This is a genomic window from Hymenobacter sp. B1770 (genome assembly GCF_049896385.1).
Lineage (GTDB): Bacteria > Bacteroidota > Bacteroidia > Cytophagales > Hymenobacteraceae > Hymenobacter.
Genome location: NZ_JAFCUF010000011.1, coordinates 63199 through 85736, shown reverse-complemented (window position 1 = coordinate 85736; position 22538 = coordinate 63199). Strand labels below are relative to the sequence as shown.

The window sequence follows — 22538 nt, the reverse complement described above, 5'->3', positions numbered from 1 at the left end:
ACCATCTGCGCAGATTGATACAAGTAAAGAAACCACCGCTGTTTCTTGTCTTTGATTTATATATTCAACTTCATTTTCACTTATCACCTATGAAGCTATTCCTTACTCTCGCCGCCATGGGACTTTTCACGGCAGCATCACTCACGGCCAATGCTCAGTTTACGGTTGATGGGCAGGCTACCGCCGCCGAAATCGGTATGGGCCAGGGCAAATACCAACTGGCAGGCACCTACTCCGGCAATCATCTCGACGCCGACCGCGGCTTACAGGCCCTGTACGTGGGTTACACCGCCACCACTCTGAATCTCATGGTAGTGGCATCGGGCGAGTCGGCCACTGCCAACGCTTTCCGTAGTATTGTGCTGTATATCAACACCCCCGCGCGAGGTGGCCGGCCGGCCGGCATGGCCCTGGGAGGTAGCGATGTTAACTCGCCCCTCCGGCACAAGCCCATTCTTGATATGGAAACCGATTACGGCTTTCGGGTATTGGTAGGCCCCGGCGCCAACGATGTTTTTTTCAGCCGGGTGTCGTTCGCGACCGGCCCCGGCACGGCCTCAGTTGCCAACGACACTTATTTCGGCCCCTCTGACAAACTCGGAACGGCCATCACCGCCCCAGCCACGGTTACGGACCTAGCGGGCACCAAGATGGCCTACCGCAATAGCCCAAGCATCACGGCCAATACCGACAACCGCGGCTTCGAGATTGAGATTCCGCTTTCCGTGCTTGGCACCACGGCCACGCCCATTGCCACGGGCAGCCGCATCGACCTGTTTGCCGCGTTTATCGAAGGCGATGGCGTCTTCCTGAGCGACATCATTCCGGGCATTCCCGGACGCACCACCGCCTACGGAGCCGACCCCGACTTCACCACCATCCCCGGCAATCAGCATGTGTCGTTTGTGCTGGGCACAGGCGTGCTGCTGGCTAATCGGGCTTCCGTGTCCGCCGGTTTCGACTTTCAGGTGTATCCCAACCCGGCCCGGGCTACGTCCAAGGTGGTCTACAAAGTACCCGCTGGGCAGCAGCCCGTGTCGCTGGCTGTGTACAACACTATGGGTCAGCGGGTGCGCTCACTGGCCAGCGCGCAGCAGGCCGGCAACCAGGAGTTTGCCCTCGGCAGCCTCCCTGCCGGCGCCTACCTCGTGAAGCTGCAAATCGGCGACCAGGTAACGAGCAAAATGGTGGTGATGGAATAAATTGCCCCGCACCGCTAAACGCAAACAAGAAAGGCGGCTCTGCTTAGGGCCGCCTTTCTTGTTTTATGCACCGCTAAAGAAAGCGACTACTCGCCTCCGCTCAGGCCTGACTTACTGAGCCAGCGGCTGAATCTCGAATCCGGCGGCTTCCACAGCCTGTATGACCTGGCTGGCAGATGCTTGGTCTGAAGTTACGGTCAGCACCTTGTCGGGGCTGGCGGTGTCTACCTGCCAATTGTTGGCGCCCACTTCCTGGTTCAGCATGGGCGTCACGGCCCGGATGCAGTTGCCGCAGTTGATGGTGGTTTTGAAGCGAAGAGTTGACATGGCAAAAAGGTAAGAGTTAGCTGAAAAAATGAGCGGAGCCCGTAGGCCTTCGCAGTGGCAGGCCCTCGAGCAACGACACAAAATTACCTGCTGGCATACGGCATTTTGGCACATAATTGCTGCGCGAAACCTGCATAATTCTGCCCTTGGGCGCGCCCGGTGCCTAGGGCTGAGGCCGCGAAAAGCGCGGGTCCCGAGTAAACGTGGAGTCCGTGAGCGTGTGCATGAAGGCCACAATTTTCGCCTTCTCATCTACCGTCAGCCCCAGGGTGCGGCTCAGCTGGCGCGGGTCGTTGGTGGTGTTCAGCATCAGCGGGTCGATGGTGGGGCTATTGAGGGCCACGTGCTCATTGTAGTGGTCCACCACCTGCTCCAAGGTGGCAAAGCGGCCGTCGTGCATGTAGGGTGCCGTCAGGGCAATGTTGCGCAATGACGGCACCCGGAACTTGCCATCGTCGGTGGACAGGCCGGTTTGCAGGCCCAGGCCGCGGTCGGGCGGGTTGGCATCGAGGCCGTTGTTGCTGAAGGTGTGGTTGGTTTGCAGGTCGCCGCTGTGACAGTCGCCGCAGTTGCCGCCGCGCATCCGGCCGTCGGGGTGGGTGCTGAACAGCACCAGCCCCTGCTGCTCATAGGTGGAGAGCGCCGTGCGGTCGCCGCGCCGAAACCGGTCGTAGCGCGAGTTGCCCGAAATCAGGGTGCGCTGGAACTGAGCCAGCGCCTTGAGGGTATTTTCTTCGGTGATGGTGCTGCTGCCAAAGGCCTGGCGGTACAGCGGCGGGTAAACCGGCAGTTGCTGCAGGCGCGCCACGCCCACTTGCAGCGCCTGGTGCATTTCCTCCAGCTTCTCGATGGGAATGCGGGCCTGGGTCTCCAGGGTGTTGGCTTCGCCGTCCCAGGTCAGCTTGGGCTCCCACAGCAAGTTGGCCAGCGACATGGAGCTGCGCGTGGTTTGGGCGTTGTTCACGCCGCGCGAGCGGGCAAGTCCATCGGTAAAAGCCAGCTCCTGGCGGTGGCACGTCGCGCAGGAAACGGCACTGTTCACCGACAAGGCCGTCTCGTAGAACAGCCGGCGGCCCAGCGCTACGCCCTCCACCGTGAGGGGGTTGTTGGCCGGCTGGGCCGGTACCGTTGGGAAATTACTGGGAACTTCCAGGTTGTAGGCAGTGGGAGCGGTCGTTGGCCCCGTGGGGTCTGCCGGCTCCACGGCGCCCGTGCCGCGCTCACAGCCAGCCAGGCCCAGCAGCAGCCCCGCTCCTGCCAGCACTGTTCGCATCCCGGGGTTGGTTAAAAACATACGATGATAATAAAGGGCTGCCTGAGACCACGCGGCGCCCCTCCCGAAGACCAGAAAATCAGCAACCTGCGAAAGTTACTATTTCCGGAAGCTATATGCCGAAGTCTACGGTTCCTTTTTCAAGGCGGCGGGCCTTTTGCTATTCATTGAGCGAGAAGCTGACGATGGTACCCCGGCCCAGGCGGGAATCAATGGAGAGCTCCCCACCAAGCAGGGCCACGCGGTTGCGCACCCCCGACAAGCCCATGCCGGCCAGCGGCAAGGTAGTGAGGGCGTTGGGCTCGAAGCCACAGCCGTTGTCCTCCACGCTCACTTCGATGCGCTTCTTTTCGCGGGCCACGTGCACCACTACTTCGGTGGCCCGGGCGTGCTTCATAATGTTGTTGAGCAACTCCTGCACAATGCGGTACACGGCGATTTCAACCGGCGGGCGCAGCCGTTCCTCCATGTTCACGAGGTGCAGCTGCACGGGCAGGCCGGTGGGCGTGATGCGCTTGCTGAGCTCTTCCAGGGCCGTGCGCAGGCCAAAATCCTCCAGGATGCCCGGGGTGAGCTCGAAGGAAATGGTGCGGGTGGTTTGAATGGCCTCGTGCAGCAGCCTGAGCGAGGTCTGCGGCGAGGAGGGCGTGCCCGCCCGCCCTTCCAGGCTGAGCTTGGCGGCGTAGAGCAGCTGGCCCAGGCCGTTGTGCAGGGCTTCGGCAATGCGCTTGCGCTCGGTTTCCTGGGTGGTGAGAATGGCCGACAGCACGTCCTGCTGCTGCCGCAGGCGCAGCCGGGTCGCTTCTTCGGCCAGCCGGTCGCGCTCGGTCACGTCGCGAAACATGATGAGAATGCCCGTGATTTCGCCCTGCTGGCGCAGGGGCACGTGGTAGGCATCGTAGTGCCCGGCCCGGTGCTCAAATTGCTGGCCAGCCAGCAGCACCTGTTCGCCGGCCAGCACCCGGCTCACTATCTCCTTGGCTTCGTCGCAATCGAGCCGGGGCAGCACATCAAACAGGGGCTGGCCCAATACGTCGCTGGCCTCCTGGCCAAAATAGCGAGTGGCCTGGTGGTTCCAGGCCGTAATAATGTCAGTGCGGTCAATGGCCACAATGCCATCTACGCTGTTCTGCAACAGGCTCTCGGTGAACTCCTTTTCGGCTAGCAGCTGCTGTTTCTTTTCCTCTATCTCCGTCACGTCAAATACCAGCAGTAGGGCCTGCTGCTGCTGCTGGTCAAAGAAGCCGTAGACGTGCACGTGCAAGTCCTGCTCGTCGCCCTCTACGGTGGCCAGAAAGTCGTTGCGTCCGCCTTCCAGAATTACCTTGGTTTGCTCCCGATAGCGGGGAAAAAGGTCTAGCACGTTGCGGTCCAGCATGGCTTCGTTCGACAGCCCCAGGTTTGCGAGCCCGGCGCCAGTGCGCTCAATAATGGTTCCGTCCGGCTGGATTCGGACCAGCACCACGGGCAGGTTATCGAGCACTCCGGCCATCACCAGGCTTTTGTAGTGCAGCTCTTCTTCAGCAGCGTAGATGGCCGTGACGTCGCGCATAACGCCGGCAAAGCCCATCAGCCTTCCTCTCTCGTTGGCAATGGCCCGGCCCGCCGTCGACACGTAGTGCACCGAGCCATCGGGCCACACTACCCGGTAGTCGAGGGCCAGCGGCGACTTCGTGGCGATGGCTACCTCGGTAGCTTCCCACACGCGGGCAGCATCAGCGGGATGAAACCGTTCGCGCAATACCTCCACCGGCACGGGCTGGGGGCTGTGAACCAAGCCGAAGGTGGCCTGGGCGCGCTCATCCCACACCACCTGGTTGTTGGTAATGTCCCAGGTGAAAATGCCGGTCTGGGAAGCTTCCAAGGCCAGACTCAGCCGGGCTTCGCTTTCGCGCACCTGCGCCTCGGCCGCGCGCTCGGCCGTAACATCGCGCCAGATAGTGTGCACCAGCGGGGGCTTGCCCCTCTCCTCCTCAATGGGCGTGAGCACGGCCTCAATCCAAATTTTCTCACCCGTTACCTTGTGCATCAGGCATTCGCAGCGCTTGGAGCCCTTGTGCATGGCCTCCTCCACCGACTGGCGAAATAGCTCGGCGGTGCGCCGGCCGTCGGGCTGAACCTCCGGCGCGTGAGTCCAGGCATTTCGCCCCACTATCTCTTCCCAGTGGCTTGCCCCCAACAGGCGGAGGGCCGCAACGTTGCAGTCGATGTAAGTTTGCCCCTGCAGCAACACCACGGCGTCGTGGCTTTCGTTGAAAAGCCGGTGGAAGCGGGCTTCGCTGGCGGCCAGCGCGGCGGTGGCCTCGTGGCGGTCGGTGGTATCTATCACGGCTAGCCGGCAATGGGAGTTGGTAGCCGCATCCTCTACGGGGCTCTCCACGCGCAAGCCTTCCAACAAGGCATTGAACAGCGTTCCATCTTCCCGCTGCAGCATAATGTCGCAGCTTAGGGTGCGCGAGGAGCTAAGCACGCGGGTCAGAAACTGTCCGAACTCCAGCCGGCTGCCAGGGGCCACAAACAAGGCAAAACGCCGGCCCGCCAGCCGCTGGCGCACGGTGCCCAGCAGCTTGCTGGCGCATAGGTTCAACTGCTGAATGATGCCACTGGCCGTAAGCGTAAAATAGCCTACCGGGGCGAAATCGTACAGGTCCACGTACTGAGCCCGAGCATTCTGCACCTCGGCTTGGGCCAGAAGCAGCTCTTCGTACTGCATTTCCAGCTCTATCTGGTGCACCTGCAGTTCCTGCAGCATGCGCTTTACCTCCTCGGGCTCCCTATTTTCCGTCCCCTGGGTCACCAGGTATTGCCGCCGTTCGGCGCGCGAACGCAACGATGCCAAAGCGGCATGCAAATCCGTCGTCGGGGGCCTTTGTCCTTCGTCGAACAGATTCAAGCTAGAAGTATGGTCTTTATTCATAGCTGATGGCGAGAAAGAACCTTGTCCGTAAAAGTATGGCAGCAGACACCACAGGAAACCGACAGAAACAAAGCTACCTCACAATGTATACGTTAATTCCCTAATCTCAAGCGTAGCAGGCAGTTCGATGGCGGCGAACTATCTGGTTAAACCTCAACAGTATGGCAAATACAGTCAACGCATTTTTGACGCTGAATGGCAGTGAATTAAGAACAGTAGCTTGGCTTAAAGCTGTAGACCGATTTATAAATCTATCAATAAAAAATGTTTTCCGCTCGGGCTGCAAAAATTCGTTTGGATTGCCGCAACACCTAAAGCAGCTCCCCCGCTGCGCGCTGCCCAAACCCTAATGCAGAACCGGAGCAGTTTCGCCATCAGGATACAGGCACCGGTCCGATGCCCACGGCGCCGAACCGGCAGGCGCACATCGACCCGAAACCGCTCTAGCTGGTCAGCAGGTGGGGCACGGTGGCCGCGCAACAGCGGCTCCCGCCGCCCTTGCAGCCGGCTGCAGGCTTTTACTGCGGCGTTATATCCTGCACCCCCAGCAGCAGCGTGCTTTTCGAAGCCAAGTCGCTGGCAATGGAGCGGCCGTACACCTGCAGCTGCCGCGGGCCGGTGCCCGGAAATTCGGCTTCAAACCGGAAGTCATCGAAAACAGTACCGGGTTCTTGCAGCAGTTTTTCGAGGCGCAGGCGCACCTCGGGCTGCCGCCACGTGCCGCCGTTGAGCTCGGCCAAGGGCCGGCCCTTGGCCTCGGCTACATCTACCCCAAACAGCTCGGCAAAGGAGTGGCTTATGGCCAGCACCGTGAGCCGGTGGTCGAGCACGAGCAGGGGCTCGCGCACGGTTTCCACCACGGCCTCGGCCATGCGGGTGCTTTCCTGCAGCTGGGCTTCCAGGGTTTTGAGGTCGGTGATGTCGGTGAAGGTGATGACAGCCCCGCTGATGTAATTATCCAGCGTGCGGTAGGGCAAAATGCGCATGACGTACCACTCGCCGGTGGTGGTCTGGATGTTGGCTTCCACGCTCACCAGGCGGTCGAGTACCTGCCTCACGTCGTGGGCCAGATTCTCGCGCCGCAGGTTGCTGGCAAAATGCGTGATGGGCCGGCCCACGTCGCCGGGCAGCAGCGAGATAATGCGCTGCACCGGCGGCGTAAACCGCTTTATCACCATGTCGTTATCGAGGAAGATGGTAGCAATTTCGGTGGCGTCCAGGAGGTTTTTCATGTCGTTGGCCGCCAGGCTCAGCTCCTCGGTCTTGCTGAGGTACTGCATGTTCAGGGTCATGAGCTCCTCGTTGAGGCTCTGCATTTCCTCCTTATTGGTCATGGCCTCCTCGTTGGTGCTTTGCAGCTCCTCGTTGGCGCTTTGCAGCTCTTCGTTGGTGCTCTTCAGCTCCTCCACGCTGCTTTCCATCTCCTCAATGGTGTTTTGGAGGCGGTGCTTGGTGTACTGCAGCTCTTTCTCGAGCGCCGCCACCACGGCATCGCGGCTGAGGTCGGTGCCCGCGTTGGCTTTGCCCAGGCGCACCTTGCGGGGCGTGGGCTGGTCCTCAAACACCATCAGCAGCAAGCCGGCCAGCTGCTCGGGCTCTTCGAGGTACTTCACCGTCACCCGAATGAGCTGCACCCCAAGCTCGGTTTTCACTTTCACGTTTTCGGCCACGGCGTCCTGCCGGGTAGAGGCCGCCTTGTGCACCGTCGCGCTGATTTCGTAGTTCAGCTCTCGCGGGCCATTTCAAACACGTTCATGCCGCCCAGGCCGGGGGCGGGCTCCAGGTAGCGGCCGGTGCGGCCGTTCACGTACAGGATTTCGCCTTTGGTATTGATAACCACGGCGGGCGGGGTGTACTGGCGCAGCAGCACCCGCTGCACCAGCGTGGCGAAGGGGCCGTCTTTGCGGGTGGAGTTCAGATGCATAGTGCCAGCGGCAGGTGCGGGGCTGGCCTGCGGCCGCGCGAGGGAAAAGGGAAAACTAACAATACGGGTGAGGGTAGGGGCGGCGTCGGAGCGCCGCGAAATCTTCCACTTCACGTCTAGCGGGGCAAACAAGTCTTGGAAACCCGTGAGGTTTTCGCTCGGCCCCAGAAACAGCAGCCCCCCGGGGTTGAGAGCGTAGTGAAACACTGGCAGGATGTTCTTCTGCAGCTCGGCCGACAAGTAAATCAGCAGGTTGCGGCACACCAGCAGGTCGAGCTTGGTGAAGGGCGCATCCTTGGTGAGGTTGTGCACGGCAAAAATCACCACGTCGCGCACTTCTTTCTTTATCTGGTAGAAGCCGTCTACTTTGGTGAAAAAGCGGGCCAGGCGCTCGGGGCTCACGTCTGCCTCGATGCTCTCGGGGTACAGGCCAGCGCGGGCCTGGTCGATGCCGTCGGGGTTGATGTCGGTGGCGAAAATTTGAATTTTCAGGTAGCGGGTGGGGTCTACCCCATCCAGGGCCTCGAGCAGGGTCATGGCCAGGGTGTACGCCTCTTCGCCCGTAGAGCAACCGGGCGCCCACACGCGAACCACGCTATCGGCGGGCTTCTCGCGCAGCAGGGGCATCAGCCGTGCCTTCAGGTTTTCGAAGGCCTCTTTGTCGCGGAAAAACTTGGTGACCCCAATCAGCAGCTCCTTAAACAGCGCCTCGACCTCGGCGGGGTTTTCCTGCAGGAAGCGCACGTAGTGCGTAAACTCCTGAATCTGGTGCGAGTTCATGCGGCGCTCGATGCGCCGGAACACGGTGTTGCGCTTGTAAAACGAAAAGTCGTGCCCGGTCTGGGCCCGGATGAGAATGAAGATTTTCTGCAGGGCGTGGGCCGGCTTCGACGCCGACTCGGCCACTTCGCGGCGAGGCCGCGCCAGCAGCGGCTTGTTGACGTACTCCAGCAGCTTGGCCGGGAGTTGCTCGGCAGGCAGCACGTAGTCGACAAACTCAGTGGCCAGGGCCGTGCGGGGCATCGAGTCGTACTCGGCCGTTTCGGGCGACTGCACCATCACCATCCCAAAGTTTTCCATCACCATTTTTAGGCCGATGGTGCCGTCGGAACCCATGCCCGAGCAGATGATGCACACGGCCCGCTCGCGGGCGTCCTTGGCCATGCTCTGGAAGAAGAAGTCGATGGGCAGGCGGCGCGCCGCGGGTTGCGTGGGCACAAACAGCAGCAGCGTGCCGTGCAGGATGCTCATGTCCCGGTTCGGCGGGATGACGTACACGTTGTTGGGCCGCACCTTAAGGCCGTCGGCCGCTTCCTGCACCGGCATAGACGTAAAGTGTTGTAGCACCCCCACCAGCCCCGAGTCCTGGTAGGGCGAGAGATGGGTTATCACCACGAAGGCCATGCCGCTGTCGGGGCGCATGTTCAGGAAGAATTGCTCGAAGGCCTTGAGTGAGCCCGCTGAGCCCCCCAAAGCCACCAGCGGAAACTTGCTTTCGGGCTCCTCCCGGTGCTGGACCATGCGCAGCTGGGCCGCCGAAATGGGCAATTCGCGTGGTAGGTCTTCGATGGGAATTTCAACGAGCACGGACTCGTCAGCAACGGAATCGGGCGAGGAGGGAGTCATGGGATAAATAAAAAGCGAGCCGGCAACGCCTCCGCTCACGAAAGCCAGGGCTGATGCAGGCAGCCTGGAAATTGGTAAGCTCAACGAGCCGCCCACGGGAGTGCGTGGCTGCGTTGCCGCTAGCATAGTGGCGTCGGCAAGCGCGCCACACCACTTCTCCAAAATTAGCCGAAAATTGCGGCTCTTCCCGGCCTTCTGTATTACCAAGCCGTATTAAGAGCTTATCTAAAAAGAACCTGCAGCCGCGCTGGGTGCACCGTCAGGGGCCGAATCGCCGCCCTGTTATTAGGTAAATACCCTTCAGCAGTAAGAAACCTCGCTTTTTATATTTCCGTGTCAGCGCCTTCTCACTTAATTGTTATTGGTACGTCTGCTGGCGGCATGCCAGCCTTGGTGCAACTGGTGGCGCAGCTGCCCGCTTCCTTGTCCGCTGCCGTGCTGGTAGTGCAGCACTTCGCGCCCGATTCCGACGGCGAGCACTTGGTGAGGCGCCTGGCTCGCCACACCGAGCTTGACTGCCGCCTGGCCATGAGCGGCGACCCCATCGAAGCGGGTACGCTCTACCTGGCGCCTCCCGACCGCCACTTGCTGGTGAAGGACCGTCAAAAGCCCTACACCTTCGTCACGAAAGGGCCTCGGGAAAACAACTACCGCCCCGCGGTCGACGCTTTGTTTCGGTCGGCAGCGGTCACCTACGGGCCCGCGGTGGTGGGCGTGGTGCTCACCGGCATGCTGCACGACGGCACTGCCGGCCTCGAATTTATTAAGCGCTGCGGCGGCATTGCCGTGGTGCAGGACCCGCATGATGCTGAGTTTCCCAGCATGCCGGAAACGGCCCTTCGCAACGTAGCCATCGACTACGTCGTACCCCTGAGCACGTTGGGGGCGCTGCTAGAAGAAATTACGCGCGGTACAGTTCCCGACAATACCGCTAACACTATTCCCGAAGACCTTAAACTGGAGGCCGCTATTGCGGAAAGAGTTGTGGGCAATACCGAAGACGTAGATAAAATCGGGCACATCGTGCCCCTCACCTGCCCCGACTGCGGCGGCAACCTCTGGGAGCTTGAGCACGGCCAAGTGCTGCGCTACCGCTGCCACACCGGCCACACTTTCACAGCCAATTCTCTGCTGAGCGAAACCCAGCACAATCTAGAGGAAACCCTGTGGGTAGCCCTGCGCATGATGGAAGAGCGCCGCAACCTGCTCAGCACCATGTCCACGCGCGAGCCCGGCGTCTACGCCTCGCACCAAACCGAACGAATTGAGGAGTTGAAAAAGCACGTGAACCGCCTGCGCGAGTTCTTGCTGAATGGCAACGCGGCCAGTAGCGCTGCCCCGCCCCAGGCAGACTACGACTAGCAGCCCTCGCCCCAGGGCCTGCAGGCCGTTGGTTTGAAGCGTATATGGTTTAAAGCCTACCCGAGAAATAAGGAACGTCATGCTGAGCGCAGCCGAAGCATCTCGCGTGGGGTAGTAATCAATGACGCTGCAACGAAGCGGACGAGATGCTTCGACAAGCTCAGCATGACACGGTTTGGGCCAAGCTGCCACACACCAGCAGCAATGGCAAGCCCGGAGGGCGGTGGTACGGTGGTTGTGCCGGATAGCCAGCGGCAAAACCCTGGACCTTATATAATGCTGCCGCGGTTGAGGTACTGGCGGAAAGCGGCGTGTTCCTGCGCCATTTGCTCGCGCACCTGCGCTATGGCCTGGGCCAGCGTTATTTCCCCACTCACGTAGCGCTGAAATTGGGAGAGTGTTTCCTGGTTGGGCTCGGTTCCACCCAGGGCTTGAATAGCCAGCGTATTTTCAGCAGTACGCTGCCGACGCAACCAGTCTCGGCGCTCGTCGTCGCTCAGGTTTTGCGGCATGGGCTTGAAATTGGGTGTGGACATAAGCTTGGATAAGTAATTTCTTATCAATTAATACAGTAGCCACCGGGCCCTCATGCCACCAAGCGCAGGCCGCTTTGCCAAGCCGCGTCAATCATAGTGGAAGCGAAGCAGATGCTGGGGGTCAGCCGCCACTTGAGCAAGGTCTCTTTCACGCTGTCGGAAGCATGCACCACTACGAGATGCTTGCGCTGCCCTTGCAGCAGGTGGTGGAAATCCCACAGAGTTCGGGCCGCTTCAGCTGACAAGAAATCTCCTAAAAACTCGCAGTCGACCCAAACGGCTGGTTTGCCGCTACGGCACGCACACTGCAGCGAGTAGTCGAGTGCGTATTCGGGGGTGCCGGGGCTACCCGGGGTCAGAAGCAGCAAGTAGCTTTCGGGAAGCAGTTCGTGGTAAACAGTTGTCATAGCAGCAGAGAAAAAGGCAAAAGATATAATTCACTGATTTTAAGTCAATCGCAGTACGCATGAAAAAAACTAAGCTATAAGCCTTGGTACCGGGTACGTACAAAGTTCGACGCTTGAAAGCTCAGAACCCAGGGGAAAACTACTGAATTGGTACAAGGAAAACACCCAAAAATGCACGTATTAAATACTGCGTTTTATTGGTAATTTTTGGTAAAAAATGAAGCAATCTTCTTCTGTGCAGCTGCTTCCTGCTTTTCGAAATAATACGTAGTGGCTCTTTCGTAGCAATACGCATTTGCATTGATAAGACCAAAGCCCACCGTTTGGGGTTGCACGGCAGGCCTGCAATCATCTCAGGTAATCGTAAGTGAGCAGGCCAAACCCAGCGGCACAAGCCGACAAGTTCCCGCATAAAGCGGCCCAATGCACTCATCCAGAGGCACACAACAGCAGCCCTGCCACGATTGGGAGAATCGTGGCAGGACTGCTTGCTCCTTCCCTAACCCAGCTAATTGCCTTGCGCTGCTGCTAGCCCTGCTTGCTGAGGTGCTTTTTCTGGTTGAACTGCAGGTCGCCGCTGATGGCCTCGTGCTTGAGAATGGAGTCGTGCACCACGCGGGCTTGCTCGCCGGTTTCCTCCGCTTTGCGAAAAAACAGCTTGCTCACGCTTAGCTGCTTTTGGGCCACAAAGTGGTTGCCCAGGTGCGTGAGCAGCATTTTGGTTTCTTCCAGCCCCCGCATCGACTGGTAGAGCATGCTCTCGACTGACTCGGTGACCTCCGACAGCAGCGCACTCACCGTGTAGGCGTGCCCGGTGTGGCAGCGGAACCGAATCAGCTTGCCTTCGACCAGCTGCGTGAGCGCGCCGTGGCAGTCTGGGCACGTGTATGGCGTTAAAATGCCCTTATCGATGATGCCCAGCTCAAACGCGTTATCGCGCTTGGCAATGGTGAGCTCGATTTTGAGCAGGTCCATTTCGGCCGCTGTCACGCGTGGCTTGGCCGGAGCGGGCTTGGTAGCCAGCTGCACCAGCAGGGCCGCCATTTCGGCCAGCGGCACTACGTAGTCGGCTTTCACGTATTCCAGGGCGTTGGCCGGCATGGCCGGCGACAGGGCATCGTGGGGGTCCTGCACCACGGCGAGCCCGCCCATGCGCTGCACCGACCACAACCCCGAAGTGCCGTCGTCGAGATAGCCCGTTAGCACCACCCCAATCACCCGGCTGCCAAAGGAATAGGCCGCCGAACGGAACAAGGCATCGACCGAAGGACGAAACCGGTTTTCCTTCGGCCCCCGCGTGATGTTCACGTGGTCGCCTTCGATTAACAGGTGGTGGTCGGGCGGGGCCACGTAAATAGTGCCGGGCTCAAATTTCTCGCCGTCTTCGGGGTGCTTCACCTCGAGCGAAGACACCGTGTTCAGCATGGGCGCCAGGATGCTGGGTGAGTCGGGCGGCAAGTGCTGCACCACAAAAATGGGCGCGGGAAAATCCTTTGGCAGGCTTTTCACAAGCTCGAGCAACGCCGTTATGCCTCCCGAAGAGGCCCCGATGACAATGATGTCGCGCTTGTGCTTTCCGACGGTTTTGTCCTTTTTGGGTTGTGCCATAATTAAAAACACTATGCACCATGGAGGCTGGGAGCGGAGAAATGGCAGTATGGCAAACCCAGTGAATAAGTCTATTGCCCCGGCCCAACGAAAAGGCCCCGCCAGCCCGATGTAGAGACGCATACTTGCGTCTGGTCGGCCGCGCCGTTCGCGTATCATCGTTCAACGACGAGACGCAAGTATGCGTCTCTACACCGTTCAGCGGCACCTGGCAACTCCTCACCCCTGGCCCACACTGGTAGGGGCAGCCGCTCCTGCGCCAGACAACCATCTGCCCGTTTTCAAGTATTAAAGCCCGTAGCGCGTTGCGGCTCTCTTCTGGACGCTATTGCCTGCAAAAGAACACGCCATCAGTTTTTTTATTCAACCACTTCACACCATGAGCACATCAGTACGCAACGTCATCGCCTGGATTCTGCAAATCATCCTGGCCATACTCTTCATCAAGTCGGGGTTCGACAAGCTCAGCAACCTTCCCCAAACCGTGGGCTTCTTCGGCAGCATGGGCCTGCCCGGCTGGATGGCCTACCTTGTGGGCGGCGGCGAGCTGCTGGGCGGCATCGGCCTGCTCATTCCCCAAACGGTGCGCTTGGCGGCCTCGGGGCTCATCATCATCATGATAGGCGCGCTGGTGATGCACGCCACTAAGATTCCGGGTGGTCTGGCGGGCGGCGCTTTTGCCGGCGCACTGCTGCTGGGGCTCATTATTGTGCTGCTGCTACGCCGCCCCAACCGCGGGCTGGTAGCGTAGGGAGGGCAACCATGCCTGCCCCGCGCTAGGCCGGCTTATCACTCAACAAACCCAAGGCCCCCGCGGCGCATCACTCACGTAGGTGGGTAGTGCCCGTGGGGGCCTTGTGGTTAGAACCGGAGCAGTTGTTTCGGGTATGCTTGCGGGGGCGGCGCCCAACATGCGTAAGCCAACAGAAAGTAAATTCCTGCGCACTTCGTCATCCTCATTCAGAACCATTGGCAGGCACAGGGGTTGCTACCCCGGCCCCACCCACTGGCAGGCCACCTTATTTTGCTGCATGAAAATTCTGTATAGCTACCTGCGTAACTATTGGGGACTCCTGGCTTTGGCCCTGGTGCTGGCCACCATCAACCAGGTGTTCTCGCTACTCGACCCCTACCTTTTTCGCAAGCTGGTCGACCATTTCGTGCCGAAAAACGGCGATGTGGCTGGCCTGCAGCTGGTGCCTTTCTGGCCGTTCTTTCGGGAAGCCATTCCCTACATCGGCATGATGCTGGGCGTGGCCATGGTGTCGCGCATTGCCAAAAACTTTCAGGACTACTACGTCAACGTCATCACCCAACGGCTGGGAGCCAAAATGTACTCCGACGGCCTGCGCCACTCGCTGGAGCTGCCCTATCAGGTGTTCGAAGACCAGCGCTCGGGAGAAACCCTGGGCAAGCTGCAGAAGGTGCGCATCGACGTCGAAAAGCTCATCCAGAGCTTTGTAAATGTGCTGTTTACGGCGCTGGTGGGCATCATTTTCGTGATGTGGTACGCCATCACGGTGTACTGGCCCATTGCGGCGGGCTACTTTCTCACCATTCCGCTGCTGGGCATTCTGAGCTACGTGCTCAGCAAGCGCATCAAGGTGATTCAGAAAACCATCGTGGCCGAAACCACGGCCCTGGCCGGGTCTACCACCGAAAGCCTGCGCAACATCGAGCTCATCAAAAGCCTGGGCCTGGCCCAGCAGGAGACCGAGCGCCTGAATGCCACCACCAACAAAATACTAAAGCTGGAGCTGCGCAAGGTGCGCTACGTGCGCTCGCTGTCGTTTGTGCAGGGCACCTTCGTGAACCTGTTGCGCAACATCATCATCCTGCTGCTGCTGTACCTGCGGGTGCAGAACCACATTAGCCTGGGCGAGTTTTTCTCGTTCTTTATCTACTCGTTTTCCATTTTCGGCCCGCTGCAGGAACTGGGCAACATCATCGGCATCTACCGCGAAACTGAAATCTCCTTGGCCAATTTCCAGCAGATTCTCGACACCCCCAAAGACGTGAAGCCTGCCCAGCCCAAGTCAGTGGCCCACATCGAGAACCTGGCGTTCGAGCAGGTCAGCTTCCGGCACCTCACGGCCAATGCGCCGGCGCTGTCGAACATTTCGTTCAGTACCAAACTGGGCGAAACCATTGCGTTTGTAGGGCCTTCGGGCTCCGGCAAAACCACCTTGGTGAAGCTGCTGGTGGGCCTCTACCCTCCCCTTTCCGGCCAGATTCTGTACAATGGCATTCCTGGCTCCGAAATCGACTTGGAGGAGCTGCGCGAGCAGATTGGCTTCGTCACCCAGGACACGCAGCTATTTTCCGGCACCATTCGCGAAAACCTCCGCTTTGTGGCGCCCAACGCGACGGACGAAGAATGCTTGGAGGCCCTGCATCATGCGGCCGCCACCTCCCTGCTGGCCCGCGCCCCCAAAGGCCTGGACTCCGTAATCGGGGAAGGCGGCGTGAAAGTATCGGGCGGCGAAAAGCAGCGCCTCAGCATTGCCCGCGCCCTGCTCCGCAAACCCACGCTCATGGTGTTCGACGAAGCCACCTCGGCCCTCGACTCTCTCACTGAGGAAGAAATCGGCAAGACCGTGCGGGAGCTGTCGGGCTCGCGCCAGCACATGACCATTCTCATTGCCCACCGCCTCAGCACCGTTTTGCACGCCGACCGCATTTTTGTGCTCGAGCGCGGCCACATCGCCGAGCAAGGCCGCCACGCCGAGCTATTGCAGCAAAAGGGCCTTTACTACGCCATGTGGCGCCAGCAGATTGGCGAGCGCAAGGAAGAAGCCGTGCTGGTGGGGTAAGCTCAGTTGAGCGGAAGTAAACTGCTTCTTTCGACTCGGCGCGCCGCAAACTTTTGGCTCGGACTACTCGATTACAGCTTAGCGCATGCATTGCGCTGAGCTGTAATGCAGATTGTTGTGCATCATTGCAAAAAACACAACAATATGACCGGTCATATCCGATTAGGGCTCTTAATCACGGTTTGCACTTGGGGCATGCTCACCCCAGCCCTGGCCCAAACCGACACCACCAAAACCGCTGCCAACGACAACGTATACGGGGGGTTCCTGACCCTGCCCATCGAATTTCCGGTCATTAACCATGCCGCCATCGACCAGCAGCTTGGCAGTGCGGGGCTACCGGCCCTGAACTATTCCGCTGCCAACTTCGGCTTGGGCGTGCAGCTATACCTGGACCAGTTCATTACTACGTTTTCGTTCAACAAAACCACTAATCGCAAAGACCAAGGCTCCTACCTGACCGAAGTTGAGTACCGTTCAACTTCCTTCAATTTTGGGTACGACCTCGTCAAGGACTTTCGTTACTCTGCCTACCCCTACATCGGCTTCAAAGGCTGCGGGGTCAGTTATCTGTACCGCGAGAAGCTGCCCGATGATACGGCCCTGCGCGACTACTTAAATACGCCCCTGCAATACAAGGAAATCACCAACTCACGGGCTCATTTGGACCTGGGCATCGGCCTTTCCCATCAATGGTTTTACCTGGTAAATTTCAGAGCAGGGTACCTGTTACCCCTGGAAGCAGCGCGTTGGAACATGAGTGGCAATAAAACGCCGCTGGCGGCCTCACCGGGTATCAGCTACCCTTACTACTTCAGCCTAACCCTGGGCCTGGGCAACATTACCAGCACCAAGCAACTCGAGAGGCACTTTAATCGATAGCCGACACCGGCAGGTATCATGGTATGTCTGGGCTGGAGCGCAACGTCGCAACTCCGACGGGTTCTGCTCTCAGGCGAGCAGGCACCGCTATATCACCACTTGCGCCGCCACATCATAATCAACCTTTGGCGGCTGCGGATTCATTGCCTCCAGAGTCGCCACTACAAGCTCCGTAATTGCCAGGTCCCGGGCCCATTTCTGGTCGGCAGGTACCACAAACCACGGCGCTTCGGCGGGTGAGCAATGGCTTAGGGCATCTTCGTAGGCGGCCTGGTAGTCGGCCCACCGCGCCCGCTCTATTAAGTCGCTGGGGTCAAACTTCCAGTGCTTGGCGGGGTCGTCGAGGCGGGCTTGCAGGCGCTCGGCCTGCTCTTCTTTGGAGATGTGCAGAAAAAATTTAAGGATGACGGTGCCGTGGTTGGTCAGCAGCGACTCAAAATTATTGATGTCCTCGTAGCGCTGCAGCCAGGTTTTATCGTCAATCAGGCCGTGCACGCGGGTGATGAGCACATCCTCGTAATGCGAGCGGTTGAAGACGGCGATGTGTCCCTTACCGGGTGTGTGCGGGTGAATGCGCCAGAGAAAATCGTGGTTTCGCTCCTTGGTCGAAGGAGCTTTGAAAGGTGCCACGTGCACCCCGGCCGGGTTCACGCCGGTCATAAGCTTCTCGATGGCTCCGTCCTTGCCGCCCGTGTCCATGGCCTGAAACACGAGCAGCACGCTCCGCGAATGCTCGGCATACAAGAGTTCCTGCAAGGCATTCAGTCGCTGACGCAGCTCCTGTAAGCGGGCCTTCGCCCCTTCCTTGTCGATGTTTTGCTTGGCAAAAAACACCTTGCCGTTGGTGTCGATATCGGCCAGCTTCACGCTTTTGCCAGTGACCTGCACGGCGGAGGTTTTCGGTAGGTTAAGTGTCATAGTGGGATTCGGGAAAAGAAAGCAGGCCTTGGGAACAGACAGCGGGCACCTAAGAGCATTCCTCATCAAACGGCGCGGGCGGCAAAACGGTCGTCGGCCCGGCTCGAGCTTTCTCGCCTTGGGGGTGAGGGCTGTGGGCGGCTGGGTGGCTGTGTTTGCGGTCCCTTAAACGGTCATGCCTCGCGGCGCTCTGCATAACCGACTTTTTCCCACTGTTCATACGCCCTTGCTCGCCAGTCAAAATCCGACTTGGTGAGGCGGGTTCCTTTGTGCAATAAAATCAGGGCTAAAGCCACCGAAATACTAACTCCTAGTAGTGCTTTACGTACGTTGGAGTAGAATATTCTGCCCCGAATTGTTTCGGCTATCTCTTTCACCTCACTAGTTTTCACAATTATGGCATCACCCGCCAAAGCCGCTGCCCCAAAAGCCGCTGCCACTAAAAAAGCTGCTGCCCCCAAGAAGAATGCGTTGGTACCCGTTACGAGCGAAAACACTGGCGTAGGCGCTGGTAGCAATGCCGTGGTTGACATTCAACCCCGCCTGAACCAGCAGCAAAACGCCCCCATGCCCACCCAGCGCTACGGCACCGTGAGCCAGCGCCTGCCCATTGGCCTAAGCGAAAGCATCCGACAGGAAAGCGTGACCATGCTCAACCAGCTGCTGGCCGACACCATCACGCTGCGCGACATGTACAAAAAACACCATTGGCAGGTTGTAGGCCCTACCTTCTACCAGCTGCACCTGCTGTTTGACAAGCATTACGAAGAGCAGTCGGTACTAGTAGATGCCATTGCCGAACGCATTCAGATTCTGGGCGGCGTGGCCATTGCCATGGCCCACGACGTGGCCGAACTCAGCAGCATTCCCCGCGTGCCCCGCGACCGCGAGGAAGCGCCCATTCAGGTATCGCGCCTGCTCGATGCCCACCAGCGCATCCTCAAAAACTGCCACGACTACGCCGACAAAGCCGACGAATCCGGCGACGATGGCACCAACGACCTCATTGTGAGCCAGCTGGTGCGCACCAACGAAATGCAGGTATGGTTTGTGGCCGAGCACGTAGTTGACTCGCCCCTGACCCAGGCCGAATAGTTTTGTCTCCTATTCACCTCGAATTCAGCCCGAAAGGCCGCTCATTTCAGAATGAGCGGCCTTTTTTGGTAAAATTGCCAGCTGCGGGTTGTGGGGGCGCCACCGGCCGGCTATCTTTGCACCCGCTTCGCCGCCTCAGCGAAGCCGGTTTCGGCCGAGTTGCCCAGGTTTTGTTGCTCTATTTGCGCACGTGGTGAAACTGGTAGACACGCCATCTTGAGGGGGTGGTGCCTTCGGGTGTGGGAGTTCGAATCTCCCCGCGCGCACGCAAACGAAAAGGCCCGTTCCAAGCAATTGGAACGGGCCTTTTGCGTTTCTGGCTAACGGTTGCCTCGCCCCCGGCATGCTGGTTACCTTATAATCTGTCGGGCACATCAAATGGGTTGCCTGGCTTCACCAGCACCACCCGCTCCCTCTCTACCACCACCTGGCCCGGCAGTGCGCCTTTGGGCTTGCGCACGAATTTCTTGGGGGTTACCGTCACAGGGCACAGCGAATCGTGCTGGCGGCGCGAGTACCAGCCGGCCAGCTGCGCGGCATGCTCTACTACCGGTTCTGGCACGGGCTGGCCTGCCTTGTGGCGAATGACCACGTGCGAGCCTGTCACGTCCTTGGCATGTAGCCAGAGGTCGTCTTTGTGCGCATACTTCTGGGTCAGCAGGTCATTATTTACCGCGTTGCGCCCCACCAAAATGGTGAAACCCCGGTCTTCAAACACTTTAAACGGCAGCTCGGTGGGGGCTTTCGCGGCGGCCGGCGTGGGGTCGAGGCCGTGCTGCTTACGCCAGGCGCGCAGGCCACGCAGCTCGCCCAGGCTGGGCACGGTATCCATCTCTTCGAGGCGCTCCAGGGCCGTGAAGGCTTCGGCTTCGCGGCGGGCAATGCGCTCGGCCAGCTGCCGCTCCTCAATTTGTTGGTTTTTGCCCTTGCGGTAGAGGTTTTCGGCGGTGCGCTGGGGCTTTTCGGTGGGCTTCAGCTTGATGACCTTGGGCTGGTTGGTGTAGAAATCCAGAACTTCGACCTGAGCGGCGCCAGCCGGAATCTCGTGCAGGTGCGCCATGATGAGGTCGGCCGTGTGGCGGTAGCCCGCTTCGTTGGCCAGGGCATGGAGGCGCTGGCGGGCGTGGGCGGCGGCAGTAGTGGCTTCATCGGCGCGGCGTTCCAGCAGTTGGCGCAGCTGCTTGGTTTCCATTTCCAGGGCGCGGCGGCCCAGGGCCATGGGCACGAAGCGGCGTAGGGCCCCAATAGGGTCGTTGCCGGGTAGCGTTTCGAGAATGTCGCCCAAGGGCAGCAGGCTCAGGCGGGTGCGGCCGTCGAGCTGGATGAGGTAGTAATGAGCAGGTTTTTCCAGCTGGGCCAGCACCTGGTGCACCAAGCGGGTTTTGGTTTCCGGCGGGGCGGCATCGTAGCCATTTTGGCGGAGGTAGCGGGCAGGCAGGTCGGCGAGCGGGGGCGGCAGCTTGCCTGCCGCAGGCGCTGGCGCCTCCTGGGGGCGCAGGTCGGCATCAGCTACTAGTTTCTGCTGAAACAGCTGGGCCTGGGCATCCGGGCCCGTGCGGAATATAGCGTTGGGACGCGGGCCGTAGAGCTTCAATATGAGACGGGCACCGCTCCGGAAGTTTACCTGCAACACCCGGTCGTGGGGCCAGGGCACGATGGTCTCGACTTGCTCTCCCAACAGGTCAGGAAACAAGTCGACAGAGTTACTACGGGCCCGCTGGAAGGTTTCGGGCAGGGCCAGGGCCGGGAAGTTGGCGCCTAGCTGCGCTTTCAGCCAGAACTCCTGGGCGCCGTTGGTGAGGCCCACCACCAGCTCGTCCTTTTCCTGCGAGAAGCACACGGCCACGCGGTAGCCCCGCAGCCGCTCGGTGAGTGCAGGAGCCAGCTGGCGCAGGAAATAGTAGTTGGTGTGCAAGTGAGAGGGTTAAATCCGGGGTAGGCTGTGCTGAGTCAGCTCGTGCTCCACGTTGCCGGTATGGCGAGTGGCCTGGGGCTCAACCAGCACAATCCAGGTTTCCACACTGGCATGCGGTCGGTGCTCTACGCCTCGCGGCACCACAAGCATCTCGCCGGGATTGATGGTGGCAGTATGCTCGCGAAAATCGATGTGCAGCTGGCCTTTTACCACGATAAACAGCTCATCTTCGGCTGCGTGATTGTGCCAAACGAATTCGCCCTGCACCTTGGCAAGCTTGACATGCTGGTCGTTTAAATCGGCCACTACATGTGGGTGCCAATGGTCAGAAAACCTGGCAAACTTTTCTTCAAAATTGATGACATCCATGGCGAAGGTGAAAAGGGCGGCAGCAACGTAACCAACTAAACCGTCACTCTCAACCCATCATAGGCCAGCCGTATCCACGGCGGCAGCTCGGCTTCTACGTCGAGGTGGCGACCTAACTGGTGGCTGATGTGCGTGAGGTAGGCCCGCTTGGGCTTCACTTCTTCCAGAATATCAATGGCCTGGCCCAGGGTAAAATGCGAGATGTGCGGCTCGCGGCGCAGGGCATTGAGCACGATGACGTCGGCATCGCGCAGGTACTCCATGGTTTCGGGCCCGATGTAGTTGGCATCGGTGAGGTAGCAGAAGCCGCCGATGCGGAAGCCCAGCACGGGCAGCTTGTGGTGCATGGCCCGCAGGGGCTGCACGGGCACGCCCAGCACGTCGAACGGGGCGTCGTCGCGCTCAATGGGGTGCAGGTGCACGCGGGGCACTCCGGGGTACTTGTGCTCGGCAAAAATGTAGGCAAATTCCTGCTGCAACTGGCGCAGCACGCGGGGCTCGGCAAAGACCGGCATGTCGGTCTGCTGCCGGAAGTTAAAGGCCCGAATGTCGTCGAGGCCAGCGGTGTGGTCCTTGTGCTCGTGCGTAAAAAGCAGGGCGTCGAGGTGCGTGACGCGGGCCCGGAGCATCTGCTGGCGGAAGTCGGGGCCCGAATCAATCACGATGCTCTGGGCACCGATGGCCAGGTGCACCGACACCCGCAGGCGCTGGTCGCGGTGGTCCAGCGAACGGCACACCTCGCAGGTGCAGCCTATCATGGGCACACCGGAGGAGGTGCCAGTGCCGAGGAAGGTAACTTGCACTACGTTTGAATTATGAATTATGAGTTTTGAATTATGAGTTATTCAACAGGCAATACAGCGGCGCAATACCACACGCAACCCGTTTTCAACCCTTCACTCCTAATTCAAAACTCATAATTGCCTTAGCCTACGTATTGTTTCACCACGCGCACCAGTGCGTCAAAGTCGAGGGGCTTGGGCAAGTAATCGGTTACCCCGGCTTCGCGAAACTGGTCCATCGAGTAGTTGTTAGCGTTGCCGGTGATGGCGATGATGGGCAACTTGTTGATGGCGGGGTCGGCATGGGCCCGAATTTCGCGGGTGCACTGCATTCCGTCCTTTATTGGAATGTTAATGTCCATAAGCACGCAGTCGATGGGGTTGCTTTCCAGCTGCTTCATCACTTCGCCCCCGTTCTTGGCCAGCACAATCTTATATTTCTGCAGCTCCAGGATTTTGCGGGTAAGGTTGAGAATTACCGAGCTATCCTCAGCAATCAGAATGGTTTTATTAGAAGAATCTGCTGACATAAGCTTAGGGTTTGGTGTTGGTTTTATGGGTAGAGAAGACGACAGCGTAACG

Annotated in this window: 20 protein-coding genes and 1 tRNA gene; 8 read left to right on the top strand and 13 right to left on the bottom strand. The window is 59.5% G+C overall.

What is annotated here, in order from left to right; genetic code table 11:
- Positions 1–89 precede the first annotated feature (89 nt).
- Entirely contained in the window at positions 90–1202 is a 1113-nt protein-coding gene (locus ACP7AJ_RS18745) for a T9SS type A sorting domain-containing protein (RefSeq protein WP_426061726.1), read from the top strand.
- 111 nt (positions 1203–1313) lie between these two features.
- On the opposite strand, the gene ACP7AJ_RS18740 is transcribed toward ACP7AJ_RS18745, so the two are convergent.
- A complete protein-coding gene (locus tag ACP7AJ_RS18740) occupies positions 1314–1529 on the bottom strand; it encodes a heavy-metal-associated domain-containing protein (protein ID WP_426061725.1) in 216 nt (71 codons plus the stop codon).
- A 54-nt stretch (positions 1530–1583) separates the two neighbouring features.
- Here ACP7AJ_RS18740 and ACP7AJ_RS18735 point away from each other — a divergent pair, with 54 nt between their 5' ends.
- Complete coding sequence (locus ACP7AJ_RS18735; RefSeq protein WP_426061766.1) at positions 1584–1667, top strand: hypothetical protein; 84 nt, start codon at positions 1584–1586, stop codon at positions 1665–1667.
- Positions 1668–1692: 25 nt separating this feature from the next.
- Here ACP7AJ_RS18735 and ACP7AJ_RS18730 read toward each other — a convergent pair whose 3' ends face one another.
- The 4 genes from ACP7AJ_RS18730 to ACP7AJ_RS18715 all read right to left on the bottom strand — a co-directional run bounded on the left by ACP7AJ_RS18730 (position 1693) and on the right by ACP7AJ_RS18715 (position 9269).
- Positions 1693–2823 (bottom strand): cytochrome-c peroxidase, encoded by a 1131-nt coding sequence (locus ACP7AJ_RS18730; protein WP_426061724.1) that lies wholly within the window; start codon positions 2821–2823, stop codon positions 1693–1695.
- 139 nt (positions 2824–2962) lie between these two features.
- Positions 2963–5719: a PAS domain-containing sensor histidine kinase gene (locus ACP7AJ_RS18725; RefSeq protein WP_426061723.1), complete on the bottom strand. Its 2757-nt coding sequence runs from the start codon at positions 5717–5719 to the stop codon at positions 2963–2965.
- A gap of 518 nt (positions 5720–6237) precedes the next feature.
- Entirely contained in the window at positions 6238–7422 is a 1185-nt protein-coding gene (locus ACP7AJ_RS18720; RefSeq protein ID WP_426061722.1) for a PAS domain-containing protein, read from the bottom strand.
- Positions 7423–7442: 20 nt separating this feature from the next.
- Positions 7443–9269, bottom strand: a complete 1827-nt coding sequence (locus ACP7AJ_RS18715) for a CheR family methyltransferase (RefSeq protein WP_426061721.1) — start codon at positions 9267–9269, stop codon at positions 7443–7445.
- Between the two features lie 333 nt (positions 9270–9602).
- On the opposite strand from ACP7AJ_RS18715, the gene ACP7AJ_RS18710 reads away from it, so the two are divergent.
- The gene (locus ACP7AJ_RS18710; RefSeq protein ID WP_426061720.1) at positions 9603–10631 is read left to right on the top strand and encodes a chemotaxis protein CheB; all 1029 of its coding nucleotides are present in this window, start codon (positions 9603–9605) and stop codon (positions 10629–10631) included.
- 269 nt (positions 10632–10900) lie between these two features.
- Here the strand turns inward: ACP7AJ_RS18710 and ACP7AJ_RS18705 are convergent, their stop codons facing one another.
- From ACP7AJ_RS18705 to ACP7AJ_RS18695, 3 genes are all read right to left on the bottom strand, one after another.
- Positions 10901–11167: an antitoxin VbhA family protein gene (locus ACP7AJ_RS18705; RefSeq protein ID WP_426061719.1), complete on the bottom strand. Its 267-nt coding sequence runs from the start codon at positions 11165–11167 to the stop codon at positions 10901–10903.
- 50 nt (positions 11168–11217) lie between these two features.
- Entirely contained in the window at positions 11218–11574 is a 357-nt protein-coding gene (locus tag ACP7AJ_RS18700) for a hypothetical protein (RefSeq protein WP_426061718.1), read from the bottom strand.
- Between the two features lie 528 nt (positions 11575–12102).
- Positions 12103–13182: a chemotaxis protein CheB gene (locus ACP7AJ_RS18695; RefSeq protein WP_426061717.1), complete on the bottom strand. Its 1080-nt coding sequence runs from the start codon at positions 13180–13182 to the stop codon at positions 12103–12105.
- A 379-nt stretch (positions 13183–13561) separates the two neighbouring features.
- Here ACP7AJ_RS18695 and ACP7AJ_RS18690 point away from each other — a divergent pair, with 379 nt between their 5' ends.
- The 3 genes from ACP7AJ_RS18690 (at position 13562) to ACP7AJ_RS18680 (ending at position 16877) form a co-directional block, all read left to right on the top strand.
- Entirely contained in the window at positions 13562–13933 is a 372-nt protein-coding gene (locus ACP7AJ_RS18690; RefSeq protein WP_426061716.1) for a DoxX family protein, read from the top strand.
- Positions 13934–14213: 280 nt separating this feature from the next.
- On the top strand, positions 14214–15995 hold the full coding sequence (locus ACP7AJ_RS18685) for an ABC transporter ATP-binding protein (protein WP_426061715.1): 1782 nt from the start codon (positions 14214–14216) through the stop codon (positions 15993–15995).
- A 195-nt stretch (positions 15996–16190) separates the two neighbouring features.
- Complete coding sequence (locus tag ACP7AJ_RS18680; protein WP_426061714.1) at positions 16191–16877, top strand: hypothetical protein; 687 nt, start codon at positions 16191–16193, stop codon at positions 16875–16877.
- Positions 16878–16964: 87 nt separating this feature from the next.
- Here the strand turns inward: ACP7AJ_RS18680 and ACP7AJ_RS18675 are convergent, their stop codons facing one another.
- Positions 16965–17795: a polyphosphate kinase 2 family protein gene (locus ACP7AJ_RS18675; RefSeq protein ID WP_426061713.1), complete on the bottom strand. Its 831-nt coding sequence runs from the start codon at positions 17793–17795 to the stop codon at positions 16965–16967.
- A 396-nt stretch (positions 17796–18191) separates the two neighbouring features.
- On the opposite strand from ACP7AJ_RS18675, the gene ACP7AJ_RS18670 reads away from it, so the two are divergent.
- Both ACP7AJ_RS18670 and ACP7AJ_RS18665 read left to right on the top strand, forming a co-directional pair.
- Positions 18192–18890 (top strand): Dps family protein, encoded by a 699-nt coding sequence (locus ACP7AJ_RS18670; RefSeq protein ID WP_426061712.1) that lies wholly within the window; start codon positions 18192–18194, stop codon positions 18888–18890.
- A 184-nt stretch (positions 18891–19074) separates the two neighbouring features.
- Positions 19075–19156 (top strand) — tRNA-Leu (locus ACP7AJ_RS18665).
- A gap of 89 nt (positions 19157–19245) precedes the next feature.
- Here ACP7AJ_RS18665 and ACP7AJ_RS18660 read toward each other — a convergent pair.
- The 4 genes from ACP7AJ_RS18660 to ACP7AJ_RS18645 form a co-directional block, all read right to left on the bottom strand.
- Positions 19246–20805: an NFACT RNA binding domain-containing protein gene (locus tag ACP7AJ_RS18660; protein WP_426061711.1), complete on the bottom strand. Its 1560-nt coding sequence runs from the start codon at positions 20803–20805 to the stop codon at positions 19246–19248.
- A gap of 9 nt (positions 20806–20814) precedes the next feature.
- On the bottom strand, positions 20815–21174 hold the full coding sequence (locus ACP7AJ_RS18655; protein WP_426061710.1) for a cupin domain-containing protein: 360 nt from the start codon (positions 21172–21174) through the stop codon (positions 20815–20817).
- 35 nt (positions 21175–21209) lie between these two features.
- Positions 21210–21977 (bottom strand): MBL fold metallo-hydrolase, encoded by a 768-nt coding sequence (locus ACP7AJ_RS18650; protein ID WP_426061709.1) that lies wholly within the window; start codon positions 21975–21977, stop codon positions 21210–21212.
- Between the two features lie 122 nt (positions 21978–22099).
- Positions 22100–22486, bottom strand: coding sequence for a response regulator (locus tag ACP7AJ_RS18645; protein WP_426061708.1), 387 nt, complete (start codon positions 22484–22486; stop codon positions 22100–22102).
- Positions 22487–22538: the final 52 nt, after the last annotated feature.

What these genes read in the sequence shown, in the direction of transcription:
- ACP7AJ_RS18745 (WP_426061726.1), top strand. Translation starts at nt 90, where the DNA reads ATGAAGCTATTCCTTACTCTCGCCGCCATGGGACTTTTCACGGCAGCA.
- ACP7AJ_RS18740 (WP_426061725.1), bottom strand. Translation starts at nt 1,529, where the DNA reads ATGTCAACTCTTCGCTTCAAAACCACCATCAACTGCGGCAACTGCATC.
- ACP7AJ_RS18730 (WP_426061724.1), bottom strand. Translation starts at nt 2,823, where the DNA reads ATGTTTTTAACCAACCCCGGGATGCGAACAGTGCTGGCAGGAGCGGGG.
- ACP7AJ_RS18725 (WP_426061723.1), bottom strand. Translation starts at nt 5,719, where the DNA reads ATGAATAAAGACCATACTTCTAGCTTGAATCTGTTCGACGAAGGACAA.
- ACP7AJ_RS18715 (WP_426061721.1), bottom strand. Translation starts at nt 9,269, where the DNA reads ATGACTCCCTCCTCGCCCGATTCCGTTGCTGACGAGTCCGTGCTCGTT.
- ACP7AJ_RS18705 (WP_426061719.1), bottom strand. Translation starts at nt 11,167, where the DNA reads ATGTCCACACCCAATTTCAAGCCCATGCCGCAAAACCTGAGCGACGAC.
- ACP7AJ_RS18700 (WP_426061718.1), bottom strand. Translation starts at nt 11,574, where the DNA reads ATGACAACTGTTTACCACGAACTGCTTCCCGAAAGCTACTTGCTGCTT.
- ACP7AJ_RS18695 (WP_426061717.1), bottom strand. Translation starts at nt 13,182, where the DNA reads ATGGCACAACCCAAAAAGGACAAAACCGTCGGAAAGCACAAGCGCGAC.
- ACP7AJ_RS18690 (WP_426061716.1), top strand. Translation starts at nt 13,562, where the DNA reads ATGAGCACATCAGTACGCAACGTCATCGCCTGGATTCTGCAAATCATC.
- ACP7AJ_RS18685 (WP_426061715.1), top strand. Translation starts at nt 14,214, where the DNA reads ATGAAAATTCTGTATAGCTACCTGCGTAACTATTGGGGACTCCTGGCT.
- ACP7AJ_RS18680 (WP_426061714.1), top strand. Translation starts at nt 16,191, where the DNA reads ATGCTCACCCCAGCCCTGGCCCAAACCGACACCACCAAAACCGCTGCC.
- ACP7AJ_RS18675 (WP_426061713.1), bottom strand. Translation starts at nt 17,795, where the DNA reads ATGACACTTAACCTACCGAAAACCTCCGCCGTGCAGGTCACTGGCAAA.
- ACP7AJ_RS18670 (WP_426061712.1), top strand. Translation starts at nt 18,192, where the DNA reads ATGGCATCACCCGCCAAAGCCGCTGCCCCAAAAGCCGCTGCCACTAAA.
- ACP7AJ_RS18655 (WP_426061710.1), bottom strand. Translation starts at nt 21,174, where the DNA reads ATGGATGTCATCAATTTTGAAGAAAAGTTTGCCAGGTTTTCTGACCAT.
- ACP7AJ_RS18645 (WP_426061708.1), bottom strand. Translation starts at nt 22,486, where the DNA reads ATGTCAGCAGATTCTTCTAATAAAACCATTCTGATTGCTGAGGATAGC.